This is a genomic window from Kouleothrix sp. 19917 (genome assembly GCF_057073505.1).
On the sequence record NZ_CP097099.1, the window covers coordinates 4,700,368 to 4,723,952 of the forward strand.

General features: G+C 63.7%; 18 protein-coding genes. 8 read left to right on the top strand and 10 right to left on the bottom strand.

All coding sequences use genetic code 11. The features are described from left to right. Window positions 1-2: 2 nt before the first annotated feature. Window positions 3-1,979, top strand: a complete 1,977-nt coding sequence (locus M1P90_RS19110) for a hypothetical protein (protein ID WP_483696886.1) — start codon at window positions 3-5, stop codon at window positions 1,977-1,979. On the opposite strand, the gene M1P90_RS19115 is transcribed toward M1P90_RS19110, so the two are convergent. After that, on the bottom strand, window positions 1,951-3,057 hold the full coding sequence (locus M1P90_RS19115; protein WP_483696887.1) for a hypothetical protein: 1,107 nt from the start codon (window positions 3,055-3,057) through the stop codon (window positions 1,951-1,953). The genes M1P90_RS19110 and M1P90_RS19115 overlap by 29 nt on opposite strands. Window positions 3,058-3,180: 123 nt before the next feature. On the opposite strand from M1P90_RS19115, the gene M1P90_RS19120 reads away from it, so the two are divergent. The 4 genes from M1P90_RS19120 (at window position 3,181) to M1P90_RS19135 (ending at window position 6,562) form a co-directional block, all read left to right on the top strand. After that, window positions 3,181-4,227, top strand: a complete 1,047-nt coding sequence (locus tag M1P90_RS19120) for an ABC transporter ATP-binding protein (protein WP_483696888.1) — start codon at window positions 3,181-3,183, stop codon at window positions 4,225-4,227. 184 nt (window positions 4,228-4,411) lie between these two features. Then, window positions 4,412-4,780 (top strand): VOC family protein, encoded by a 369-nt coding sequence (locus M1P90_RS19125; RefSeq protein WP_483696889.1) that lies wholly within the window; start codon window positions 4,412-4,414, stop codon window positions 4,778-4,780. Between the two features lie 9 nt (window positions 4,781-4,789). Beyond that, on the top strand, window positions 4,790-5,521 hold the full coding sequence (locus M1P90_RS19130) for a methyltransferase domain-containing protein (RefSeq protein ID WP_483696890.1): 732 nt from the start codon (window positions 4,790-4,792) through the stop codon (window positions 5,519-5,521). Between the two features lie 231 nt (window positions 5,522-5,752). Continuing rightward, the gene (locus tag M1P90_RS19135; RefSeq protein WP_483696891.1) at window positions 5,753-6,562 is read left to right on the top strand and encodes a ComEC/Rec2 family competence protein; all 810 of its coding nucleotides are present in this window, start codon (window positions 5,753-5,755) and stop codon (window positions 6,560-6,562) included. A 223-nt stretch (window positions 6,563-6,785) separates the two neighbouring features. On the opposite strand, the gene M1P90_RS19140 is transcribed toward M1P90_RS19135, so the two are convergent. The 4 genes from M1P90_RS19140 to M1P90_RS19155 form a co-directional block, all read right to left on the bottom strand. Continuing rightward, window positions 6,786-7,562 carry an RNA polymerase sigma factor gene (locus M1P90_RS19140; RefSeq protein WP_483696892.1) on the bottom strand — a complete coding sequence of 259 codons (777 nt, stop codon included), beginning with the start codon at window positions 7,560-7,562 and terminating at the stop codon, window positions 6,786-6,788. 348 nt (window positions 7,563-7,910) lie between these two features. Next, window positions 7,911-8,273 carry a hypothetical protein gene (locus tag M1P90_RS19145; RefSeq protein ID WP_483696893.1) on the bottom strand — a complete coding sequence of 121 codons (363 nt, stop codon included), beginning with the start codon at window positions 8,271-8,273 and terminating at the stop codon, window positions 7,911-7,913. 195 nt (window positions 8,274-8,468) lie between these two features. Next, complete coding sequence (locus tag M1P90_RS19150) at window positions 8,469-9,764, bottom strand: IS256 family transposase (RefSeq protein ID WP_483696894.1); 1,296 nt, start codon at window positions 9,762-9,764, stop codon at window positions 8,469-8,471. A 153-nt stretch (window positions 9,765-9,917) separates the two neighbouring features. After that, the gene (locus M1P90_RS19155) at window positions 9,918-14,288 is read right to left on the bottom strand and encodes a HEAT repeat domain-containing protein (protein ID WP_483696895.1); all 4,371 of its coding nucleotides are present in this window, start codon (window positions 14,286-14,288) and stop codon (window positions 9,918-9,920) included. A 156-nt stretch (window positions 14,289-14,444) separates the two neighbouring features. Here M1P90_RS19155 and M1P90_RS19160 point away from each other — a divergent pair, with 156 nt between their 5' ends. After that, the gene (locus M1P90_RS19160; protein ID WP_483696896.1) at window positions 14,445-14,876 is read left to right on the top strand and encodes a hypothetical protein; all 432 of its coding nucleotides are present in this window, start codon (window positions 14,445-14,447) and stop codon (window positions 14,874-14,876) included. Between the two features lie 42 nt (window positions 14,877-14,918). Here M1P90_RS19160 and M1P90_RS19165 read toward each other — a convergent pair whose 3' ends face one another. Further along, window positions 14,919-16,490 carry a phytoene desaturase family protein gene (locus tag M1P90_RS19165; RefSeq protein WP_483696897.1) on the bottom strand — a complete coding sequence of 524 codons (1,572 nt, stop codon included), beginning with the start codon at window positions 16,488-16,490 and terminating at the stop codon, window positions 14,919-14,921. Window positions 16,491-16,794: 304 nt separating this feature from the next. Further along, window positions 16,795-17,172 (bottom strand): response regulator, encoded by a 378-nt coding sequence (locus M1P90_RS19170; protein ID WP_483696898.1) that lies wholly within the window; start codon window positions 17,170-17,172, stop codon window positions 16,795-16,797. A 240-nt stretch (window positions 17,173-17,412) separates the two neighbouring features. Between M1P90_RS19170 and M1P90_RS19175 the strand changes: the two genes are divergently transcribed. Next, entirely contained in the window at window positions 17,413-18,891 is a 1,479-nt protein-coding gene (locus M1P90_RS19175; RefSeq protein ID WP_483696899.1) for a tetratricopeptide repeat protein, read from the top strand. A 186-nt stretch (window positions 18,892-19,077) separates the two neighbouring features. Here M1P90_RS19175 and M1P90_RS19180 read toward each other — a convergent pair whose 3' ends face one another. Continuing rightward, the gene (locus M1P90_RS19180; RefSeq protein ID WP_483696900.1) at window positions 19,078-20,472 is read right to left on the bottom strand and encodes an MATE family efflux transporter; all 1,395 of its coding nucleotides are present in this window, start codon (window positions 20,470-20,472) and stop codon (window positions 19,078-19,080) included. Between the two features lie 424 nt (window positions 20,473-20,896). Here M1P90_RS19180 and M1P90_RS19185 point away from each other — a divergent pair, with 424 nt between their 5' ends. Continuing rightward, window positions 20,897-21,436: a hypothetical protein gene (locus M1P90_RS19185; RefSeq protein WP_483696901.1), complete on the top strand. Its 540-nt coding sequence runs from the start codon at window positions 20,897-20,899 to the stop codon at window positions 21,434-21,436. Between the two features lie 263 nt (window positions 21,437-21,699). On the opposite strand, the gene M1P90_RS19190 is transcribed toward M1P90_RS19185, so the two are convergent. Together M1P90_RS19190 and M1P90_RS19195 are read right to left on the bottom strand one after the other, a co-directional pair. Beyond that, on the bottom strand, window positions 21,700-22,749 hold the full coding sequence (locus M1P90_RS19190) for a DUF7309 domain-containing protein (protein ID WP_483696902.1): 1,050 nt from the start codon (window positions 22,747-22,749) through the stop codon (window positions 21,700-21,702). Between the two features lie 11 nt (window positions 22,750-22,760). Beyond that, complete coding sequence (locus M1P90_RS19195) at window positions 22,761-23,582, bottom strand: dolichyl-phosphate beta-glucosyltransferase (protein WP_483696903.1); 822 nt, start codon at window positions 23,580-23,582, stop codon at window positions 22,761-22,763. Window positions 23,583-23,585 lie beyond the last annotated feature (3 nt).

Here is a 23,585-nt window from a genome sequence, read left to right on the forward strand (position 1 = left end):
CCATGCGCGATCTTCGCAGCATTGTCGCATGGCTTCGGCACGAGCTTGGCTTGCTTGCGCAGTTCGCACGCGAGCCGCAGCTGTGGCTGGCGCTGCTGATCGGGCTGGCGCTGTGGGCGCTGGCCTACCAGGCACCCTTCGCCTACCAGATCGACATTGGCGGCAACCAGGCCACCCGCCACCAGCGCCACGACGACCCTTTCCTGAGCGATTTCAACGACCCCGAGCCAAAAAGCCTCTACGACAACCCTGAGATCACCCCCTACCGCTGGACCAGGGAACACTCCGAGATTGTGCTGCCGGGGGTGGGCGGCGGGCGCTGGCATGTGCGGGTGCGCGCCACCAGTGGCCGCCCCGATGGCAGCGCGATCCAGACGCAGTGGGATGCTGGCAGCGGCCCGATCCGCATTCAGGTGGATGGGCGGCCAGTGCTGTATGCGCTCGAAGCCAGCGCCACCCCGGCCGGCGACCTGCGGCTGGCGCTGGATGCCCCGGCGCTGCCCAATGCCGCCGACCGGCGTGTGCTGGGCATGGTGCTGTATGAGATGGCGGTTGAGCCCGACACCGGCCCCATGGTGCCCGCGCCGGGCCAGCTTGCGCTGATGGCCGCGCTGCTGGTGCTGGGCTACCTGCTGGCGCGGCGGCTGGTGTGGCGGGTGCGCGGCGCATTCTGGTGCGTGCTGCTGCTGGCGGCGCTTGGCGCGGCGCTGCTGGTGTGGGCGCGGGTGGGGCTTGCGCTGGCCACGCCGCCGCTGGCGCTGGTGCTGGCGGGCTGCTACCTGCTTGGCATCCTGGGCGACGCGATCTACCGGCGCTGGCTGATGCCAGCCGTGGGCGCGGGCCGGCAGCCGCTGATTGTGGCGCTGGTGCTGCTGGCGCTGGCGCTGCGCCTGGGCGGCGTGCTGCACCCCTATGCGATCTTCAGCGACCTGGGGCTGAACCGCCATAACCTCGAAGGCGTTGCCCGCGGCGAAATCTACTTCACCGAAGGGCTGCCCTCCGAGGCCGGCGGCGGCGATGCGCCCTACCCGCCCGGCCAGTATCTGCTGCTCGCGCCCGCAATGCTTGCCCTTCCCGGCGGCGACGCCGCGTTGAATGCGCTGATCAAAGTCGGCAACGCGCTGGCCGACAGCCTGGCGCTGGCGCTGATCTGGTTTTTGCTGCGGCGCGGCGGCTACTCCGAGCGCGCGGCGCTGCTTGGCGCGGGCTTGTACCTCCTGCCCGGCCCGATGCTCAGCTCGCTCTCGGTGGGCGAGTTTGCCAATGTTGCGGGGCAAGCGCTGGCGCTGCCGCTGCTGTTCTACGCCGGGGTGCAGGCGCGCGATCTGGGCACGCGCCACGCGCGCGTGACACTGGCGGCGCTGCTTGGAATCGCGCTGATCGGCCACCTGGGCGTGACGATCTCGCTGTTTGGCGTGCTGGCCGCCCTCCTGCTGGCGTGGATGCTGCGCCCAGCCACGCGCCTGGCTGCCCGCGCGCTGCTGGTGGGCGGCGCGCTGGTGGCCGCGCTGATTGTGCTGTTCTACTACACCGCGCTGCTGGACGTGCTGCTGGCGCGGCTCGGCTCGCCCGGTGCCGCCAGCGCCAGCCTTGCGAAGAAGGTGCAGGACCAGATCAACCGGACGACTGTGCTGCGACTGACTGTGCTGCTGGTGGGGCTTGGGGCAATTGGCGGCGTGCTGGCGGGCGTGCGCACACGGCGCTGGGCGCACGCCTGGGCGCAGCCGGCCATTGGCACGCTGCTGAGCGCCTGGTGGGCCGGCACCGTGCTGTCGCTGGGGTTGCTGCTGTTTGCCAGCCAGGGCGTGCGCTGGCAGGCCTTCTTCTACCCGGCGCTCTGCTTAGGCGGCGGGCCAGCACTTGATCAGTTATGGAAACGCGGGTGGGCTGGGCGTGCGGCGCTGATCGCAGCCGCCAGCTTTCTGCTCTGGAATGGCCTGGAGTTCTGGATCAGACAAATTTATTATTATCTTCACTAGCGCCGCCCCGGCTGCCACGCCGCCCGCGCCACCACAGCACAATCGCAACCACCCAGCCAGCCCACGCCAGCATCCCCAGGCCGAAACGCGCCACAAACAGCGTGCCAAACAGTGCCGCCCGCAGCACGCCGATCAAGGCGCGGCCACGCACGGTTGGGCGCGCTGGCGCGTCCCAATCGAGCGCAACGATGCGCGGCAGCAGATCGCGCGCCACGCAATCTTCCAGCGAGTACACATAAATCAGCTCGGTGTGCTGCGCGGCCAGCAGCAGATCACGGCGCAGCGCCAGCCACGGCAGCGGCGTGTAGCCTTCGGCGTCGGGGTCGCCGTCGCCCGCGCTGCCAATGCTGATCGCGTCGGCGCCCGCGCCATAGCTGGCAATCAGCGCGCCGCCCAGGTCGTTGCGAAACGGGTCGAGCGGCAGGCTGCTCGAGCACATCAGCACATCGACGTCGGCGGGCAGGTCGACGATGTCGAGCGCGCGCTGCAACAGCGAGGTGCCGGCGCGACGGTCGTCGGCAATGACCGGCATCTGGAAGACATGCGCCTCGTAGCCGTCGAGGTGCATGGTGACGATCAGCTCGCCGTAGGCATTCTGCGCCGACGGGTACAAGATATTTTCGCGCGCCAGCCACAGCCGCCGCAGGAGCGCGCGCGCCAGCCCAAAGCTGCCCGGCCGCTCACCCAGCGCCAGGTCCTCCAGCGGCGGCTCGATGTTCAGGCTCACCGCCGCAAAGCGCAGGCCGTTAGCGCGCGCCCAGGCGTGAAAGGCACTGTAGTGCTCAAAAGCGCGCGGGTAGTTTTGCAAGTTGAAGGCAAAGCCTTCTTCGGGCGGCAGGCACAGGCTGGCAACCACATCGATGTTGTGGCGGGCCAGCAGCCGCGCCGCCTCGATACGCGTTTCGTCGAAGCGCGGCAGCATCAGTGCCACGCCATAGCCCTGCGCGCTCAAGAGTTCCAGCACGCCGGGACGCGCCAGGGCGCGCAGCAGCTCGGCGCTATCGAGCTCGGTGCTGAACACCAGGCGCGGATGTTCGTTCAACAACAGGTTGGCATGCGGTTCTTGCTGGGTAGCCACGGCAGATACGGCTTTCTGATGGTCGGCGGTGCGCCGGTCAGTGTACCATAGGAAATCACCGGTTGGGGCGCGCTGGGGCGTCCTGTGGTACACTAGCGGCGCAGCAGATAAAAGCGAGGCCCCATGACCGCAATTGTGCAGACGCGCGACCTCACGCGCCGCTATGGCTCGACGCTGGCGCTTGATCACCTGACCCTGGAAGTGCCGCAGGGCGCGATTTTCGGCTTTATTGGGCCGAACGGCGCGGGGAAAACCACGACCATGCGCATCCTGACCACGCTGCTCACGCCCAGCAGCGGCGAAGCCTGGGTGGCGGGCCGCTCGGTGCTGCGCGAGCCGCTGGAAGTGCGCAAAGTCGTTGGCTTCATGCCCGATTTCTTTGGCGTGTACGATAACATGAAGGTCTGGGAATATCTCGACTTCTTTGGCCGCTCCTACGGCGTGGCACCCGGGCGGCGCAGCAGCATGATCGGCGAGCTGCTGGAGCTGGTGGACCTGAGCCACAAGCGCGACGATTTTGTGATGGGGCTTTCGCGTGGCATGAAGCAGCGCCTGAGCCTGGCCCGCACCATGATTCACGACCCGGCGCTGCTCATTCTCGACGAGCCGGCCAGCGGGCTCGACCCGCGCGCGCGCATTGAGCTGCGCGAGCTGCTAAAAGAACTGCGCGCGCTCGGCAAAACCGTGATGATCAGCTCGCATATTTTGACCGAGCTGGCCGAGATGTGCACACACATTGCGATCATCGAGCGCGGCAAGCTGCTGGCCGCGGGCGATGTGCAGACCATTCTGCGCTCGCTGCAGCCGCACCGCACGCTGGAGGTGCGCGTGCTGCGCGGCATCGGGCAGGCCGAGGCGCTCTTGCGCCCGCGCGCCGACGTGCTGGGCCTGCGCCGCGAAGAAACTCCCGCCGAGGCAGCCGCGCCCGCGCCACCTGAGACCGCCCCAGAAGCCCCACCCGCAGAGACCGAGCTAGCCGCTCCGCCCGAGGCCGCGCCAGAAGGCGAGCCGCCACAAACCCTGCTGGTCGATTACACTGGCGACGAAGCGGGCATGGGCGAACTGCTGGCCGCGCTGATCGGCGGCGGCGTGGTTGTCACGCGCTTTGCCGAGCAGTCGAGCGACCTGGAAGATATTTTCATGCAGGTCACCAAAGGCATTGTGCAGTAGCGCGCTGCGTAAGAAGCGCCAAACCACGAAGACATAAAGACACAAAGGAGCGCGATTTTCTATTGTGCTGCCCAATGTGCCCAATGATTTCGGCAGCCAAACGCTCTGTGCCCTCCGTGTTCTCTGTGGCTTATCCGTTTGTTGCGATTATGGCGAGAAATGCCGGCGCGGAGAAGGAGAGATTATGCGCACACGCATCAACAATATCAACCTGCTGGTTCGCGATGTCCAGGCCGCGAAAACCTTTTACACCACGGTGCTTGGTTTAGCCGAACCCGAGGAGCGCGGCGGCCCGCCGACCATGGCGCTGCTGCTCGCGGGCGGCTGCACCATCAGCCTGCAAGACGCCGACGCGATGGGGCTTGCGCCGGCCGCGTGCGAGGGCATCGAGCTGGGCTTTGAGGTGGAGGATGTTGACGCGGCGTGGCAAGCCATGCAGGCGGCCGGCGCCGAGGTGCTGGGCGAGCCGGTCGATCAGTCGTTTGGGCGCACCTTCGACGCGCGCGACCCCGACGGCCACCGGCTGGTGATTTTCCACCTGAAAGGCGAGTAGAACCGCGCTATGCCGTTTTTCCCCGCCCTGCCGCGCAGCAGCGAACCCGAACTGCTCGACGCGCCTGCGCCCGACCCCGCCGCGCTGGACGACAACCTGCGCGATCTTCGTTCGCTCGACCGCTGGCTGGGCGGCACCGCCCTGACATGGCGCGCGCTCCGGCCCATGCTGCGCAGGCTGCCGACTGTCGCTCCACTCACCCTGCTCGACGTGGCGGCGGGCGGTGCCGATGGCCCGCGCATACTCACTGCCCGCGCCCGCCGCCTGGGCTACACCCTGCGCCCGCTCGCCTCCGACCGCCTGCGCGAGGTGCTCTTGTGGGCATGGGCGGCGGGCGGGCGCTTCCCGCTCGTCCAGCACGATGCGCTCGCCATACCGCTCGCCGATCGCGCCGTCGATTTCGTCACCTGCTCGCTGGCCCTGCACCACTTCGAGCCGCCCGCTGCCGCCGCGCTCTTGCGTGAGCTGGCGCGCGTGGCCCGCCGTGGCGTGATCGTCAACGACCTGCGGCGCGGCCGATTGCCCTACCTCGGCGCGCGCGCGCTGGCGCTTGGCCCCTGGCACGCCATGGCCCGCCACGACGGCCCGCTTTCGGTGCTGCGCGCCTACACCCTGCCCGAAGCGCACGCACTTGCCGTGGCCGCGGGCCTGCCACACGCGCAGGTCGAAGCGCGCCCCCTGTTTCGCCTGCTGATCACCGTGCGGGTTACAGACGACCGACGACCGACGACTGACAACTGACGACCAGAAGATTCACCACAGAGACACAGAGTCACGGAGATTGTGGTGTTGTAGGTTGTAGCGCCAATCCCAAAACCCCAGACCCTAAACCCCATACGGTTGCAGGCTCCAAGTTACTGCCGGCTGCCCACTGCCTCCTGCTTCCTCCTGTCTCCTGACTCCTGAATCCTGACTCCTCGCGGTAACGCCCGCCCGCTACAATACGGCAGATAACGCCACAAGGAGCCTGCCGTGAACACATCCCCTGCCACCCAACCCCGCCACCGCCTGCTGCGCTACGCCGCACTGCTGGCGCTTGCCCTCGGCACGCTCGCATGGCGCGCCTGGCCCGACGGCACCCTGCGCGTGATCTTTCTCGAAACACCCGGCGACGCCGTGCTCATGCAAACGCCCGCCGGTGGCTATGTGCTGATCGACGGCGGCAGCGACCCGGCCGCGCTGGCGGCGGCGCTCGGCAAACACATGCCCTTCTGGCAGCGCACGCTCGACGCCGTGGTGCTGACGGGTGCGGGCAGCGAGCGCCTGCCCGGCCAGGTGGCGGCGCTCGGGCGCTACCACGCGCGGCTGGCGATTGCCGGGCCAGCAAGTTCGCGCAGCCCGCTGATGGCCGAGTGGCAGCGCCTGCTGCGCGCCGACAGCACGCCCATTCACATCGCGCAGGCGGGCCAGCGTTTTGCCTTTGGTGGTGCGCAGTTGCGGGTTTTAGCGATTGGGGAAGGAAAAGAAGGTGGGATGCTCTTGCGGCTGGAGTACGGTTCCACCAGCGCCGTGCTCGACCAGAACGCCCTCGCAGGTGCCGTTGGCCAGCGCGCCGCCGACATGCTGGCCTTTCCGTGGGAGTACGACCCGCGCAATGACGCAGTGGCGGCGATGCACCCGCGCGCAATCATCTTCACCGACGGGGCCAGCGCGCCCGACCCCGCCGAGCTGAGCTTTCGCGACCGCGCAGTTGGCGGCGCGCAGCTTTTCCACGAGCGCCTGAACGGCACAATCACCTGGGCCAGCAACGGCCGCCGCGCCACCGTCACCAGCGCGCGCTAAGCCCCGTGCCGACGGCGCGCTCCTGCGCGTCTAGTAACTCGCTCAGGGCACCAGGCAGCCAAATGCTGCGGTGGGAATACCAGTGAATTAGGACGACAAACCCCCAGTAATCACTCTGGTCATAATGTTGGCAAAACGCAATGGGTCGGGATGTGGCTGCATCCCGACCCATTGCGCTCTTCCCACCCCCCAATCCCTATCTCCCATCCCCTCTCCACAGGCACTACGCATAGCCCATGCGCTGGCGCAGGTCGCTGTTGCGGCCCAGGCGGCTCAGGACATTGCGCTTCACGTTATACACGTCGTTGACATTGCTGAACAGGTCGGGGCGCTCGCCATAGATCTCGCCCGGCTTCAGACCCAGCACATACGAGCCGATCACCACGGCGCGCTCGGCATCGTCGTTCAGCAGGTCGCCAATTTCCTGCCAGAACTCGCCGCGCTGCACGCGCTCAAGCGCTTCCTCGTCGGCCGAGCTTTGCGGCATCTGGCTGGGCGTCAGCGACTCTTCGGCCACCATTTCCGACCACGACTGTGCGCGGACGCTGTCGATCACCACCGAGCCGGTGCAGAGCTGCAGGTAGTGCAGCAGCGCCGCCACCGTCCCGAAGGTCGCAAAGCGCTCGGGCGACATTGCGCGCCAGAACTTGGTGAAGGCTGCGCCAACGAAATACTCGCTGCTTTCGCCACAGCCGGCAAACGCGCCACTGCGCCGCACCCAGCTATCGACCAGTGGGCTGTACTGCTGGTAGACATATTCCCACGCCTGCTCGTTGCGCTCGGCCAGCGCGCGGCGGAACAGCTCGTAGGCAAAGGCGGTATCGTGCGGGCGGCCGCGGTAGAAGTGCTCGCTCTCGACGATGCAGCGCTGCGCCAGCGCGCCCAGGCTCAGCGCGCGTGGGTCGACCATAGTCGGCCCAACAAGGCGCTCGCCAGTGGTGCGCGCACGGCCTTCGCCGCCGTGCTGCGAGTGGTTCATGCCAGCATTCAATGTCATCATCGCAGTCTCCTTGTTCGCTATGCCGATAAGCCAGGCGGCGCGTGCCGTATTTCTGTGCACAGCATAGCAAAGCCGCACTGCGGTATCAGTGCGGCCCGACTGCGGTGAAACTGCGGTGACGGAATCTCGTGGAATTGGGCGCTGCGCGGGAGGAAAAGCTCCCTGCTTTTCACATGATCTTAACGAGTGTGGGGTGCGATTTTTGCGTATGGGGCAATATAAATACTTCGGCTTTCGCGCTGCGCCCGCCGCTAAAGCAGCGGGCTACATATGGCAAAGCCCGCCTGCGCGGGCTTTCGGGGTTATTGAGACAAGCCAAGAATATGCTCGCGCAGCGGTGATCGCAACCTACATAGTGGGCGCAGTTGTCCCGGCGCGGCGCATACTCTTCTTGCGCTCGCTCATGCGCGTGCCACCCATCATTTCGTACTGCGATGAATCGTCTCCATAAATGCCCTTGATGGTTGCGCGTGCGCGCTTCACCACTTCCCAGATCGCGGCGAGCTGGTCGTCGCGGCGGACGCGCAGGTCGATCAGTTGCAATTCCAGCTCGGCAATCTGCGCCTGGATGCTTTCGGCCTGGTCGAGCTGGGTGCCAAAGGCAGCCAGACTGGCATTGCCGACGTTGAGCGTCGGATCGATCTGCTTGCAGGCGGCCAGTACCATGGTTGCCTGCTCGAACGTGTCGGTTGGGAAGTTCTTTGTGGGCATACTTTATTCCTTTGTAGTGGTAAATGCGCACGCAAGTTGTGCTGCTACAGGATATAGCACGTTGGGTAATACTATTTCAAGACGCAAAGACACGTTGGTTTGTAGCAAAAACATTGCGAAAGGCGATATTCTTCACGCAGGAATCATACATTGAGGAGTCTGTCTAACGGGCTGTGTAAATGGCGTCCGTTAGGATTAGGCCCGGAAGCGGCCTTCGAACCGAATGGCAAGCTGGTTGAGAATACTGGCCCAGTTTTGCGGCGGCATCGTCCACTTGCGGGTGATATCGCGCGTGACCAGGAACAGCAGCTTGCGTGCCGCCTCGGCGGTCGGAAAGGCGCCCTTGGTCTTGGTCACCTTGCGCAGCTGCCGATTGTAGCCCTCAATCGTATTGGTAGTGTAGATCAGACGCCGTATCTCGGCTCCATAGTCGAACATCGTCGCCAGATCTTCCCAATTGGTCTCCCACGAGCGGACCGCCACGGCGTAGATCGCTCCCCACTTCTCTGACAGCTTGAGCAGCTCGGTCTCCGCCGCTTCGCGCGTCGGTGCTTGATAGATCGCCCGCAGGTCACGCGCAAATACCTTGCGGTCCTTCCAGGTCACGTACGTCAGGCTGTGCCGTATCTGGTGGATGATACAGCGCTGGATCTGTGTCCGAGGGAAGACGGCTTGAATGGCTGCTTTGAACCCTGTCAGCCCATCAACACAGGCCAAAAAGATGTCGCTCACACCGCGTGTTTGCAGGTCGGTCACGACCGAGAGCCAGAAGTTGGCGCCTTCGGCCCCGTCGCCGACCCAGTGTCCAAGCACGTCGCGCTGGCCCTCCAGATCAATCCCAAGCACAATGTAGACGGCCGTGTTCAGCACCTTCCCATCACGTCTCAGCTTAAGATGGATCGCATCGAGGTACACGATCGGATAGATCGCGGCCAGTGGGCGGTTCTGCCACGCCTCCACCAGATGCCAGACCTTGTCGGTCACGGTGCTGACCGTCGCAGCCGACACCTCAACCCCATAGAGGTCCTTGAGGGTGGCCTGAATATCGCGTGCCGACATGCCCTTGGCGTACAGGCCGATGATCTTGTCTTCCAGTTCGTTGGTGCTGGTCTGATACGGCTCGAGCAGTGGCGATTGGAAGGAGCCGTTGCGGTCTCGCGGCACGGTAATGGTGGTATCACCAGTCGAAGTGCGGAGCGAGCGCGTGCGCTTGCCGTTGCGGCTGTTGCCCGAGTTGCGCCCCTGTGGAGCGTAGGGCTCGTAGCCAAGATGGGCTGTAAGCTCGGCTTCGAGCATCTGCTCGAGCGTGCTCGCGAAGAGCCGTGCGAAAATGCCCTCCTTACCAAAGAAATCGTCCAGGCTGGTCGCGCTAGCCAGCTCCTGCTGCACACGCTCGACCGATGGCATCGTTACTGGAGCCGCGGAAGCGGCTTCCCTGTCAGTCGTCTCTGGCGTTTGTCGCGCATCAGTCGTTGGTCGTTTGTCAGGCATGATGTCATCCTTTTCTTGGCCAGCGAGAGGCGGTAGTATACCGCAAACTGGCTCTTCTCAGGACGCATCTCTTACACAGCTTATTTTACACTCTCACATTGAGCGATACTTAAGCCAGCGCATGCAAAAGTGCAGGCAGCGATCCGCACCTGACTAGGTTTCAGGCGGCGCTTCCCGCACATTTGCTGCCGAGCCTTGCGTAATATCCCAGCCCATATGCGCAGAGAGCACGCGCACAACCTCAATAATGTCCTCCTCAGCGATATTGCAAGCCCTGGCTGCCTCTTCAATATGTTCCAGCGGCACCGGTTCGGTTGGGTCGAGGTAGGGCTCAACACCATCCAGGTCGCGTGTAAACACTATCCGGCCAAACTCTGAATGTTTCGCGCCAACATGCGTGGCTGCAAATCCATTTACGCAAGCCTCCTGCTGGAGAAGTGACTGGGTTTGCTCATCATTCCAGAGCGCCGTCAGCTGCTCGAGCGCCGTTCGGCGCACACCTACATCAGCATCCTCGACCGCACACTCGGTTAGCAGTCCCCGCGTCCCCTCTTCCTTCCACCCCTGACCCAGCTGTTCGAGCGCCGTGCGGCGCACATATGCATCAGCATCCTTGACCGCACGCTCGGTTAGCAGTCCCCGCGTCCCCTCTTCCTTCCACCCCTGACCCAACTGCTCAAGCGCCCCACTGCGCACATATGCATCAACATCCTTGACCGCACGCTCGGTTAGCAGTCCCCGCGTCCCCTCTTCCTTCCACCCCTGACCCAACTGCTCAATCGCCGTAATGCGCACATTCGCATCAACATCCTTGACCGCACGCTCGGTTAGCAGTGCCCGCGTCCCCTCTTCCTTCCACCCCTGACCCAACTGCTCAAGCGCACCACTGCGCACATATGCATCAGCATCCTGGACGGCACGCTCGGTTAGCAGTCCCCGCGTCCCTTCTTCCTTCCACCCCTGACCCAGCTGTTCCAGCGCTGTGCGGCGCACACCTGCATCAGCATCCTGGACGGCACGCTCGGTTAGCAGTCCCCGCGTCCCCTCTTCCTTCCACCCCTGACCCAGCTGTTCCAGCGCTGTGCGGCGCACACCTGCATCAGCATCCTGGACGGCACGCTCGGTTAGCAGTCCCCGCGTCCCCTCTTCCTTCCACCCCTGAGCCAACTGCTCAAGCGCCGTGCGGCGCACACCTGCATCAGCATCCTCGACCGCGCGCTTGGTTAGTAGCCCCCGCGTCCCCTCTTCCTTCCACCCCTGAGCCAACTGCTCAAGCGCAGTGAGGCGCACACCTGCATCAGCATCCTCGACCACACGTTCGGTCAGTAGCCCCTGCGTCCCTTCTTCCTGCCAACCTACCGCCAACCATGCGAGCGCGGTGCTACGTACACCTGCATCGGCATCTTCGACCGCGCGCTCGGTTAGCAGTCCCCGCGTCCTCTCTTCCTTCCACCCCTGAGCCAGCTGTTCGAGCGCTATGCGGCGCACAACTGTATCAGCATCCTCGACCGCGCGCTTGGTTAGCAGCCCCCGCGTCCTCTCTTCCTTCCACCCCTGAGCCAACTGCTCAAGCGCCGTGCGGCGCACACCTGCATCAGCATCCTCGACCGCGCGCTCGGTTAGCAGCCCCCGCGTCCCCTCTTCCTTCCACCCCTGAGCCAGCTGTTCGAGCGCTATGCGGCGCACATACGCATCAACATCCTCGACCGCACGCTCGGCCAGAAACTGACGCGTCCTCTTCTCCTGCCAGACCGCTGCCAACTGCTCAAGCGCCCCACTACGCACATACGCATCAACATCCTCGACCGCACGCTCTGCGAGCAGTTGCTGTGTCTTCTCTTCCTGCCAGCCCTCCGCTAATGCTCCAAGCGCCGTTCGGCGCACACTTGCTTCCACCTCCTGGACTGAACGCTCGACCAGAAGCTGACGCGTCCGCTCGTCCTTCCAGTTTTCCGCCAGCATACTAAGCGCGCTCCCACGAACGTTAGGGTGTTCATCTTTGAAAGAGCAAACACTAAGTACTTTATAGGTTTCATCATCTGGCCAGTGGTTAGCTAATGCCTCAGTCGCATCCCAGCGCAAAGCATAAGATGGCGCATCCAAAAATTTATAGATCAATGCCTTGTTAGGATGTAAGGCTGCAACGAATTGAGGCCAATAGAGCATACCCTGGTGTGAAAGCTCCTCTGCGATTGACATTGCAATAGGTGCAATCTGCTCGCCTGAAGGCCATTGTGTTCCTAGTTCCTGAGCGGCCACAAGCATTTCATATATGTCTGTAGAATTATCCTTACGATAAATTATGACGGCTTGCTCTAACAAATCTTTGCCAATCCGAGTAAGTTTGCTCTTGTTGCGCGCCTCACTTAGACAAAGAATCGCCAACGGTAAAATAGGTGTTGTACTTTCAGATCCACCATCTGAAGCCGTCTGATTGACTAGCGCGATTAGCCGTTCAATAATATTTCCGACATACTGTTCATTGATTTGCCCACAAATTAAGCGCAGCACTTCACGCCACTCGTCGTCGCGGCAATGTTGCTCAAACAAGGCGAGCAGGTCTTCAAGCGTCAATGTTTGTGGCTGCCGGTCAAAGCGTAGAACATATTCAGTCGCGGTCAAATATTCCAGAAAGGTACGGTGGACAAAGCCATACAGTTGCGGACCACGCAGACAAAGAATGTAGTTGCGCTCGCGTAGTTGTTGGATGACGCGATTGGCGGCCTGTTTGGCGCCAACACGATCAGTCTGCCCCAGGTCATCAACCAAGAATGCCTGGATCTCTTGTTCCAGCTCATGCTCCTGAATGAAGTTGCCTTTTAGCCCTCCCATACCACTTTGCATTCGCATCGCCACCCGCCGCAAGAGCTTTTTCTTGTCATCGGCTTTGAGGTAGGCATCATCCGGCAAATCGAGATGGCGGTTGACATCCCAATGATGGCACAGGGATTCAACCGCCTTTTCATAAAAACTCACGCGTTCGCGCGGCAGCTCGGCTTCGCGTGCCAGCAGCGCCATAATTGTCAGCAGCATGGGGTTGCCTGCCAGCAGCCGCAGCGAGGCCGAACGCTCTACGCTGCCAAGTACGCGCTCGCTGCGCTGTTTTGCCCGCACGACATCCTGGGGGAAGGTTAGCGCGAACCAGCCGCGAATAAAGGTGTTGATCTGCTGATCGTCAAGGTCTTGCAGGCCAAAGTGGGCAAAACCGGCTTCGCGCAGGATATGCGGCTTGTAGCCCACCGGGCGCGAGGTTACGATGATGCGGGCGTGTGGGTAGCGCATGGCAAAGCCGGCGATTTCGTGCATGGTGCGCTGGCGGTCCACCGGGTCGAAAATCTCATCCAGGCCGTCGAACATCACCAGAGCCGGCCCATCATTCAGGTAGTTTTCGGCTGCCTGGGCGTCGAGAAACCATTGCTCGGTTTTGCCCATATAGCCAACATATTCCAGAAAGCTGTCGCACTCATTCTTCTGGCGCTGGCCATAAAAATCGCGCAGCTCGATCAACAGCGGGAACGCATCCTTGAATGCCTGCGTCCAGGGAAACGGTTGACCGCTCTGTGGATCAAGCGGTGGCTCAATGATGCCAGTCAGCAGGTAGCGCAGCAGTGTCGATTTGCCCGCCCCTGGCTCGCCGGTAATGACTAGCAAGCGGTTAGCCGGTGCAGCGATCACATCCAGCACTGGGCGCGGCGATTGTCGCCCATAGGCCGCGCGCAACTGCTCGATCTGACGCGTATCTAATTCGTGTTCCTTCTCTGCATCGGCATTGCTCTGCCCATCTTTGCCGAGGAGCGCCAGTACATCCTTTGGCAGCTCGACTGGCGGTGGGTTTTCGCGTACATGCTGCGCAATAAACACATCGCGAATTACCATACGCCCGGGGTCGTCGGCAGTAGCTGGCATAACATTCGCCAGGTCCACTGGTGCGTACTTCAAGCGCATGCGCTGCCGGTAGCGATCTATCTGAACAGGCGTTGGGACACCGACCTGGCGTTCGAGCAGCTCTTTCACTTGCTGTATGTTCTGCGCATTCAACAGCTCGCGCAGCTCGGGCGAAAGGAGCGCGTTCTTGGTGGCCTGGCGGCGAAACGCCCTGGCTACACCTTGCCAGACCAGGTCCGATGGCAGCTCAAGGCCGCCAATTGCTTCCCAACGTTCGCGCAGAAGGTTGGCTGAAGGTAAGTCGGCGCGCTCCGGCTCGCGAATGGCACTGAGCAATTCTGCGGCAACGCGCTTGTCTTTCACGAACTTCTTCAGCGACGCTGCATATTCCTTCAGCTCGTCGTCGTTCAGGCCCAGCGCTTTGAGGTTTTGCAGCAGCATGTCGAGGCACACCGCATATGCTCGCTCCATGGCATCCTGGTAGGCTAGTGCAACTTTGTCGCCCTCGCCTAGCTTCTCCAACCAGCCCAATACCGAAAGAACGTCGCCTTTCAAGTAGTCTTTACAGGCGTCGGCAATGACATCGGAGGCGAGTTTGCCAAGGACTGTAAGCACAAGCGGGGTGATGATTGGATCCATTGCGCGGCGCTCCTTTGCAGGTGTGGCGAATAATCCTAGCCAGGCAGGCCCAGTGCCGAAGGAACATTCTCAATCGATAGGCGGATTGTTGCTGTGATCTACGCAGTATAGCTATTATGGTTGCATACTAGCGTTTATCTCGATCATCTAGCAAACGTGCGCCACATCGTTTTTCGCGCATCGATTTCAAAATTGTCATCATGGTTGCATCTGGGCTTCGCCTCCACACCCACAGGGTTTAACTCCACGCGTTGGGGGTTTGACTCCCTGCGCGGAGGGTTTGATCAGGAGGTCGCAGGGTTTGACTCCATGCACGGAAGGTTTGATCGGGAGCGCGTGCGGTTTGCCTCCGCGCGACCGGGGTTTGATCAGCAGGGAGCGAGGTTTGATCGGGAGGGCGTGAGGTTTGAATCCGCGCGTCCAGGGTTTGACTCCCTGCTCGAATGGTTTGATCAGGAGGGCGTAGGGTTTGACTCCCTGCTCGGAATGTTTGATCGGGAGGATGCGGGGTTTGCTTGGCTGAAATTAGAGCTGCAAATCATTGATTCTCAACGTCGGGCGGACACGCAGGTCCGCCCCGACCAATGAAGCTCCAAGAAAATCATCGAATATCACTGCGTCCAGGCGGACCTACGTGTCCGCCCCCAGTTCCCCAATCACCACCTGCGCGGCGTTGTGGCCGGGAATGCCCGTCACGCCACCGCCGGGGAACGCGCCCGACCCGCACAGGTACAATCCCGCCAGCGGCGTCCGGTAGTCCGACCAACCAGCCAGCGGGCGCAAATTAAAGCTCTGGTCGGGTGTCATTTCGCCATGGAAGATATTGCCGCCCGTCAGGCCAAAGCGCCGCTCCAGGTCGAGCGGCGAAAGCATCTGGCGCGCAATCACCGCGCCCGTGATATTCGGCGCGTACTCGGCCAGCTTCGCCACGATGCGATCGGCAACCTCTTCGCGCAGACCATCGTCCCAGCTGCGGCCAGCCACTTCGTAGGGGAAATACTGGCAGAAGCACGACAGCACATGCTTGCCGGGCGGGGCCATCGTCGGGTCGGTGGGCGACTGCGAGAAGATCTCGATGAACGGCTCGCGCGAAGGCTGCCCGGTCTTGAAGTCGTCCCACGCGCGCTCAAGGTAGGCCAGCGACGGCGCAATATCAACCGTGGCGCGCGAGCAGATTTCGGGCGCAACATCGGGCGGCGCGGCAGTGTAGCGCGGCAGCTCATCCAGCGCCAGGTTCAGCTTGAACACCGTGCCGCCAATGCGGTAGTTCCGCTCGATGCGCTGGCGGAACTCAGCGGGCAGCGCGCTGGCGGGCGTGAGACCCAGGAAGGTGCGTTTGGGATCGGCGTTCGAAAGCACGGCACGCGCGCGGATCGTTTCGCCATTCGCCAGCACCACGCCCGCTGCGACGCCGCCCTGCACCAGCACCTCGGCTACAGGCGCTTCGGTGCGGATTTCCACGCCCAGGTCGCGCGCCGCCGCTGCCAACGTGCGCGTCACCGTACCCATGCCGCCCTTCACATAGCCCCAGATGCCGCGCCGCCCCTGGATCGCCCGGCCAATCGCGTGCACCAGAAACACAAACGGCGAGCCCGGCGTGCCCGGCCCGGCCATGGTGCTAATCAGCGATTGCGGGGCCATAGTCGCCTTCACCCGCTCGCTCTCAAAAAACTCGTTCAGCAGGTCGGTGGTGCTCAGCAGCATCAGGCGGCGGAAGTCGTCGGCGCAACCGGCTGCGTGGAAACGCTCGGCCAGCTCGCCAAGCGAGATCGGCGGCTGCATCAGCGTCGGCTCGATGATGTCGCAGCAGCGATCCCAGAAATCTTCCCAGGCGTCGTAGGCCGCCGCGTCGCGCTGCGAGAAGCGCGCAATCGCCACCTTGCTGCGCTCGCGGTCGCCCGCGTAGAGGAACAAGTGCTCGCCGTCGGGAAAGGGCATGAAGTAGGATGGCTGCTTGGGATACACCTCGAAGCCATAGCGCGCCAGCCCAAGCGTTTCGATAATCTCGGGGCGCATCAGGCTCATCGAGTACGAGGCCACCGACACGCGAAAGCCGGGGTGAATTTCCTCGGTAATTGCCGCGCCACCAACCGTATGGTAGCGCTCCAGCACCAGCGCCTTGTAGCCAGCGCGCGCCAGGTAGCAGGCCGCCACCAGCCCGTTGTGGCCGCCGCCAATAATAATCGCGTCGTAGGATGCCACGCTCGCCTCCTTGTTTCACAGCACCATTGCCGCGCCACAGTAGAGCGAGGGCTTCTTTTTGTCAAATAGCGTGGTCGGCCGGGCAGCGTCTTGTGGCAACGCAAAGTTCGGGGCAAAACAAAACCCCGCCGCCGAATGGGGCAGGGCTGGGCGTGCAGGTAGCAGTTGGCAGTGGGCAGTGGGCAGTTCGCAGTAACCTACAACCTTCAAACCTGCAAAAGCATTGGGGTTGAGGGTCTGGGGTTTTGGGATTGGCTCTGCAACCTGCAAACCTTTAACCCGCAACCTGCAAACCCGCAACGCCCTACGCCGCCAGGCGCACTCGCACCACGTCGAGCAAATCGTCGATCTCAAATGGTTTTTCGAGGAACGTTTCGACCTTGAGGTTTTCGGCCAGGGCCGACAAATCGTGGCGGGCCGAGAGCAGCACCACCGGGATGTGCAGCGTCGTGGGGTTGGCCCGCAGCGCTGCCAGCACCTGCCAGCCGCTCATCTCGGGCATCATCATATCGAGCAAAATCAAGGCGGGCTGCTCATCGCTGGCCCATGTCACGGCGTCGCGGCTCTCAGAAACCGCAATCACCGGGTAGCCCTCGTAGTCGAGCAACTCGGAGACCATGTCAAGAATCGCACGGTCGTCGTCCACAACCATGATCGGTTTTGCAGGAATGCTGTGCGCCATACACGCCCCCTTCCCCTCCGCTCAAGCAGCGCCGCCTCTGCAGCGCCCCACATTATACAGCGACAATTGTGGCCTTGCGCGGAATGAAACTATTTAACCCTATGAACGCACATCCTTTCCCGAAAGATACGCGCAGACCGCCGCCACAGTTGACGTGCGCGCGCGCACTCGCTATCATTCCACGCCAGCGGCGCGCTGTATACGCCCGCTCATAGACCAGGCGAGGTGTGCGTGCACGCAATGGCTTCTCGCACCATCCGAATACTGCGCGCCGCAATCGTGCTGCTTGGCGCGGCCTGGCTGCTCACGCAAAGCGCGCGCGCCGCTCTGCCCGGCAACCCACGCGACGCGCTGCGCGAGGCCGACGCGCTGTTCGCCGCTGGGCGCCTGTTCGAGGCGCGCGGGGCCTATGCGGCGCTGGCCGGGCAGCAGCCCAATCTCGCGCCCGCCTGGCTGCGCCTGGGAATTGTCGCCACCCTGCGCGCCGAGCCCGAAGCCGCCGACAGCGCATTTCTTGGTGTGGTGCGCGCCGGCCCTGCCGCCGACGACAGTGCGCTCCTGCGGCTCTACCAGGGCGAGCTGGCCGCGCGCGCCGGAGATGCTGGCCAGGCCCAGCAATATTGGGCGCGCATCAGCGACGATTCGCCGCTGGCGGGGGTGCGCCACCTGCTGGCCGCCGAGCTGCTGCTTAACAGCGCCGACTACCCCGGTGCCGAGGCCACCTACCACGCCGCGCTGGCGGCTGGTATGCCCCCGTCCGGCCGGGCGCTGGCGCAAAGCCGCCTGGCGCTGCTGCGCGCCTCCAGCGACCCGGCAGCCGCCCGCACGCTGCTGGCCGAAGCGCCCGCTGGCCCGGTCGCCCGCGCAAGCATGTGGGTTGCGCCGCTCCTGCCGCCCGCCACACCCAGCGCTGGGCAAATCGCTGCCGCGCTGGATGCGCCCGCCGCAGAACGCCCGCAGCTGCTCGGGCAGATCTACCTCGGGGCGCGGCTTTATGCCCTGGCCGAGGCTCAGTTCGCCGCCGTCGACCCGCGTGGCCCGAACGCGCTGGCGGCAGCAGCTTATGCCGCCTACACGCGCTGGAGCGCGGGCGACCGCGCCGAAGGGCTGCGCCGCCTTGAGTCGCTGGCCGCAGATAACCCAGCCGAGCTCCGCGCCCGTGCCCTGCTGGCCCTCGCCCTGCTCAACAATCGCGACGACGAAGCCGCCCGCCGCGAGCTTGCAATGGTGCGCAAGCTGGCCCCGCGCTCGCCCGACACGCATCTGGCCTGGGGCCAGTGGTACGTCGCTCAGCACGATTATATTGCCGCCGCCGACGCCTACCACCAGGCACTGCGCGACGCCCCGGCCGAGCAGCGCGGAAATTATGCGCTGGCCCTGGCGCGCTTCTATGTCGACACCGACTTTCAGCTCTGCGCCAGCGGCCAGCCCGCCGCCACCACCGCGACGCGCGCCCTGCCCGACGACCCACGCGCCTGGGCCGCGCTGGCCGCCGCCGAGCTGAGCTGCGCCAACCCCGGCGGGGCGCGCGCCGCCGCCGATCACGCGCTTCAGCTTGCCCCCGGCGATGCCGAGGCCGCCTATTACCTCGGTCGCGCGCTCGCCGCACTAGGCGAGCGTGCCCCCGCCCGCCAGGCGCTCATCCACGCCGCCGACAGCGCGCCGGCATCGGCGTGGCGTGTGCGCGCCGAGCAGCAAATGGCCGCGCTAGGCCTGTGAGTGCAGAACCGAGAACCACAGAACCGCTGAAGGGCGTATTGCTATACGCCCAGACTGAAGGGCGTATTGCTACACGCCCAGACCGAGAACCGAGACCTGAAACCTGCAAACCTCACAACCCCTTCGCGCCCTTTGCGCTCTTTGCGGTAAAAAGGCGGTCGTCAGTCGTCGGTCGTCGGTCGTCGGCTACACCGCCAGCGTCTTCCAGCGCCCACGCCGAAACTGCCACAGCGCCAGCAGCGCCTGCACCGCGAAATCGCTGCCCATCGCCACCCACACGCCGTTCAGGCCCCAGCCGAGCGCCAGCAGCGCCAGCACGAGCGGCAGACGCACACCCCAGGTACTCACCAGCTTGGAGTACAGCGGCCAGCGCGTGTCGCCCGCGCCGCGCAGCCCGCCCGACACCACAAAACTCAGCGCCAGAAAGGGCTGCATGGCCCCGGCAATTCGCATCGCGCCCGCGCCCACGTCGGCCACCTGCGGGTCGGCCACGAACAGCGCAATCAGCTGATGCGGCAGCAGCATCATGCCCATTCCCAGCAGGCTCATCAGCAGGGCGCACTGGCGCAGCGCCTCGTAGGTGCTCGCCTCCGCCAGGTCGGGCTCGCCCGCGCCAAGATACTGCCCCACCAGCGCCGAGGCCGCAATGGCGTAGCCCAGGCCGGGCAGGAACGACAGCGACTCGATGCTGATCACGACATTGTGTGCGGCATAGGCGGCCGTGCCAAGCTGAGTCACAAAGCTCACAAAGATCAGCAGCGCGCCCTGAAACACCAATTGCTCGGCGCCACTCGGCCCACCAATACGCGCCAGCCGCTTCAGCAGCGACCAGTCGGGGCGCATGTCGGGCACGAGCCGCAGCCCCGAGCGCCCGCGCAGCAGCACAGCCACCAGCACCAGCCCGCCGCCGCCGCGCGCCACCGCTGCGCCAATTGCCGAGCCCGCAACACCAAGCACCGGCGCGCCCATGTTGCCATTGATCAGCAGCCACGAAAGCGCGATATTCACGACATTCACGCCCAGCATCACCACCAGCGGCGTGCGAGTATCGCCCACGCCACGCAGCGCGGCCGTGCCAATAAACAGCAGCGCAGCCGGCGCAAATGTACTCGACGCGATCTGCAAAAACAGCACGCCGCGCGCAAGCACGCCCGCGTCGGGGCCAAGCGCCTGCAGCATTGGCCGGGCCAGCCCCACGCCAATCAGCGTTGCCAGCACGCCCATTGCCAGCCCGCCCAGCAGCGACTGGCGCAGCACCCGGTTCGCCAGCGCGTCGTCGCCCGCGCCGCGCGCCCGCGCAATCATGGCCGTGCAGCCGACACTCACCGCCATAAAGCACACCGTGATCAGCCAGATTAGCTGGCTGGCCAGGCCCACGCCAGCTAACGCCTCGGCGCTGGAATAGCCAAGCTGCGCGCTCGCCTGCGCGTTGAGGTGCCCGACCAGAAAGGTATCGGACAAGCCCACCAGCGTGTTCAGCATCTGCTCGCCCACCGCAGGCAGCGCCAGCCTTACCACAGCGCGGCGGAGCGCCGGGCTGCGCGGCTGCACAGCAGCGCTCGATTCACTCACAATCGCCACAGAGTTTGCTCCTTTGCCTGGGTGCTTCGGCGCACAAAGTGTAAATCATTCTATTGGCCCAGCCCGCCGGGCGCGCGCATGCGCGGTAAACAATGCTCCATGAAGCTGTAGTACGAAGCAGGGTCGCGAATGCAGGCATTGCCGCCGGCATCGTGAAGCGACCTGAAGCCCGAAACTGCCCGCATAGTAGCAGAAAATTGCGCCTCTATCCCCCGCCGCCGATCCAAGCCTGATTCGCGTGCTGCGCCAAATTGGTTCAGGATTCGTCAAAATTTCAGCTTGACGTGAAACACATGTTCTGATATACTGCACGCAACCCGATATTAGAACATACGTTTTACACAACCGCGATTGACGCCAAGCAGTTCGGGTGGCAGACGGGTTGCTCAGGATCGCATAGGAGCTGGCAAAGGAGGCCCCAGCAATGGCAGTACGTAGTCAAGAAATGCGCAACACCACCACTCGAACCGGGTCAGCCGCACCGCGCGCGTCGATCACTGTTCCGCCGATTTCGTTCCACACGCTCGCCTATATCGTCACCGCCGTGCTGGCCCTGCTCGCCATCTATGCGATCATGGGCAATGTCATGAGCTGGGGGCAGAGCAAGGTCGATGATTTCCGCTATGGCGCCACGCGCACCTACCAGGTCGACGCAGTGGTGGGCCACGACGACGGCGCAGGCACGCCCTCGCACTTTATCGCGATGAACCTCAACCGGCAGGTGATGGTGATCGAGATCCCGGGCGGCGATGCCAGCAAAATCCGCACGCTCACCGGCCCCTACCTGTTCGGCGCAGGCGAAGACAAGACGCCCGTGCTGCTGCGCTTCCAGGATTTGAATCGCGACGGCTCGCAGGACCTGATTGTGAACGTCAAGAACGAGGAGATCGTCTACCTGAACAAGGAAGGCCAGTTCCAGCCGATCACACCCGAAGAGCGCGCGCGCCTGGTGCAGAATCAATAGCCGGCCTTCGCGCCTCATCGCTTCTGGCATACAGCGCCGCCCACCCGATCAATTCGTGTGGGCGGCGCTGTATCTTCTCGGTTTGCGTTTATGGCATATTGGGATAGTGTTGGTTGAGGGCGAGCAGCTTAACAGCGCCAAGAGATGCTTCGCTACGCTCAGCATGACAATACAGAAGTAATCATCCGTATTTGGCATAAGCATGCGGGGTTCTGCACCGGCCTGGCGGCGGCACGTATTGCTGGCTGGGCGCTCGCAACCGATCAGGCTTCTTCTTCAAAACCACCAAAATGCTCTACCAGGCTGGCATATGCCTCTTCCAGCATGGGCAGTTCGTCGGCTTGTTTGAGGCGCACGCCTAACACATCGGCGAGCGGCGCGAGCAGCAGCATTGGCGGCGGGGCGCCAACGCGCACTTCCTTGGGGCGCACGCCGACCTGCTCAACCAAGGCCAAAAACTGATTTTGAAAATCAGCGCGATACTGATCGGGGCTCGAAAGGTGTGTGCCAAGCACCATGCCGCTGCGATGCTCGACCCACAGTGACATGAGCGGGAAATAGGGGCGCTGGTCGCGTTCTTCCTGAACGGGGGTGGGGGCTGGCACGACACCCGCTTCCCACACCGAGCGGCTGCTTTTCAGGGCCTTGAGCTGCTTTGCACGGCCCAGATCGGGTTCGGGGAGTGTGGCTTCCGGCTGCTTCGGTTCGGCTGGCGCAAGCCAGGCATCGTGCCAGACCAGGCCATCGCCGCTCGGCTCGGGCACGCGCACAAAGAACTTGCCTTCGGTCGGCGGATCAAACAAGTCGGCATCTTCGTCGAAGCGCTGCGCCACCAGCACGGCCTGCTGCAGGGCAAGCGTCAGAAAGCGCGCCTGGGCTGCGGTAAGGTACCAGGGGAAATAGCCGGGCGCGTGGTCGCGGAATTGTGTCCAGGCGTTACGCCCACGAAACTTCAGGCCCAGCGACTTGATCACCGCAAGATCCTGCTTGCTAAGGAACTCGCGATCTTCAAACGACGCCATCAGGCACGATTGCGAGAAGATTGCCGCCATTGGGTCGGGCTCGTCGCCAAACGCGCCGGTTTGCAGCGCCATGTAGCCCGCCAGGCCCAGGCTGCCTTTATACACACCCAGCGCAAAATGCTCGCCCAGGTTGCCCATCACGCAGCAGTAGCCAATTTCGCCATCTTCCGGGTTCTGCACGCCAAACATGTCGGAATCGTACATCCACTGCCACGGCGCGGCGGCCTTAAATGCTTGCGCAGCCTGGTAGAGCGCGCGCCATTCTTCCTGCGAAGGTTGCTGATCAGTCATCGATTCTCCTCTCACCCGCCGCGCTGGGCGCTTTTCTCCACCGCCATTGGCAGGGGCGTGTTCAGGCCGTGATAGCGGCCGCGCAGCGCATACCAGCGCACGGTAAGCACATCGCGCAAATTGCGCCACGAGTCGCGCAGCGGGCTGACTTTGGTTTCCGTGCCGTAGCGCCACATCACCGGCACTTCGGCAATGCGGAAGCCGCGCCGCCGCGCCAGAAACAGCAGCTCGACATCATAAGCCGTGACGGCCGCGCCCTGCACGGTGGGCGCATGTTCGCCATACACCTGCGCGCGCTGAAACAGGTCGTGCGCCACGTCGCCGCGCAGGGCTTTGAAGCCACATTGAGTATCCTGAATGCCGCCGACCGCCACCGCCTGCACGATCAGGTTGAACACGCGCCCCATCAGGTGGCGATACCACGGCTCGCCCAGACGGTGCGCGCCTAACCCCTCGCGCGAGCCAATTGCCACTTCGTAGCCCTGGCTGAGCCAGCCATAGAGCGTTTCCCACTCCTCAATCGGCACGGCCAGGTCGGCATCGCACAGCAGCACATACTCGCCGCTCGCGTCGAGCGCGCCCGCCCGCACAGCAAAGCCCTTCCCACGATGATCGAGTGAGAGCAGGCGCAGGCCAGGGTGCTGGGCCGCCATCGTATTCACAATTGCCGCTGTGCTGTCGGTGCTGCCGTCGTCGGCCACAATAACCTCGAACGCGAATTGCTGCTGCTCAAGGTAGCCAAGAATCTGGGCCAGTGTGTCGGGCAGACGCAGCTCTTCATTATAGGCCGGCACAACCACCGACAAGAACAGCGGTTCAGAGCGGAAACTCACGGC

Excerpts from the sequence above, each read along its gene's own strand:
- M1P90_RS19110 (WP_483696886.1), top strand. The coding sequence starts at position 3 with ATGCGCGATCTTCGCAGCATTGTCGCATGGCTTCGGCACGAGCTTGGC.
- M1P90_RS19190 (WP_483696902.1), bottom strand. The coding sequence starts at position 22,749 with ATGACTGATCAGCAACCTTCGCAGGAAGAATGGCGCGCGCTCTACCAG.
- M1P90_RS19175 (WP_483696899.1), top strand. The coding sequence starts at position 17,413 with ATGGCTTCTCGCACCATCCGAATACTGCGCGCCGCAATCGTGCTGCTT.
- M1P90_RS19185 (WP_483696901.1), top strand. The coding sequence starts at position 20,897 with ATGGCAGTACGTAGTCAAGAAATGCGCAACACCACCACTCGAACCGGG.
- M1P90_RS19155 (WP_483696895.1), bottom strand. The coding sequence starts at position 14,288 with ATGGATCCAATCATCACCCCGCTTGTGCTTACAGTCCTTGGCAAACTC.
- M1P90_RS19130 (WP_483696890.1), top strand. The coding sequence starts at position 4,790 with ATGCCGTTTTTCCCCGCCCTGCCGCGCAGCAGCGAACCCGAACTGCTC.
- M1P90_RS19140 (WP_483696892.1), bottom strand. The coding sequence starts at position 7,562 with ATGATGACATTGAATGCTGGCATGAACCACTCGCAGCACGGCGGCGAA.
- M1P90_RS19145 (WP_483696893.1), bottom strand. The coding sequence starts at position 8,273 with ATGCCCACAAAGAACTTCCCAACCGACACGTTCGAGCAGGCAACCATG.
- M1P90_RS19150 (WP_483696894.1), bottom strand. The coding sequence starts at position 9,764 with ATGCCTGACAAACGACCAACGACTGATGCGCGACAAACGCCAGAGACG.
- M1P90_RS19170 (WP_483696898.1), bottom strand. The coding sequence starts at position 17,172 with ATGGCGCACAGCATTCCTGCAAAACCGATCATGGTTGTGGACGACGAC.
- M1P90_RS19125 (WP_483696889.1), top strand. The coding sequence starts at position 4,412 with ATGCGCACACGCATCAACAATATCAACCTGCTGGTTCGCGATGTCCAG.
- M1P90_RS19120 (WP_483696888.1), top strand. The coding sequence starts at position 3,181 with ATGACCGCAATTGTGCAGACGCGCGACCTCACGCGCCGCTATGGCTCG.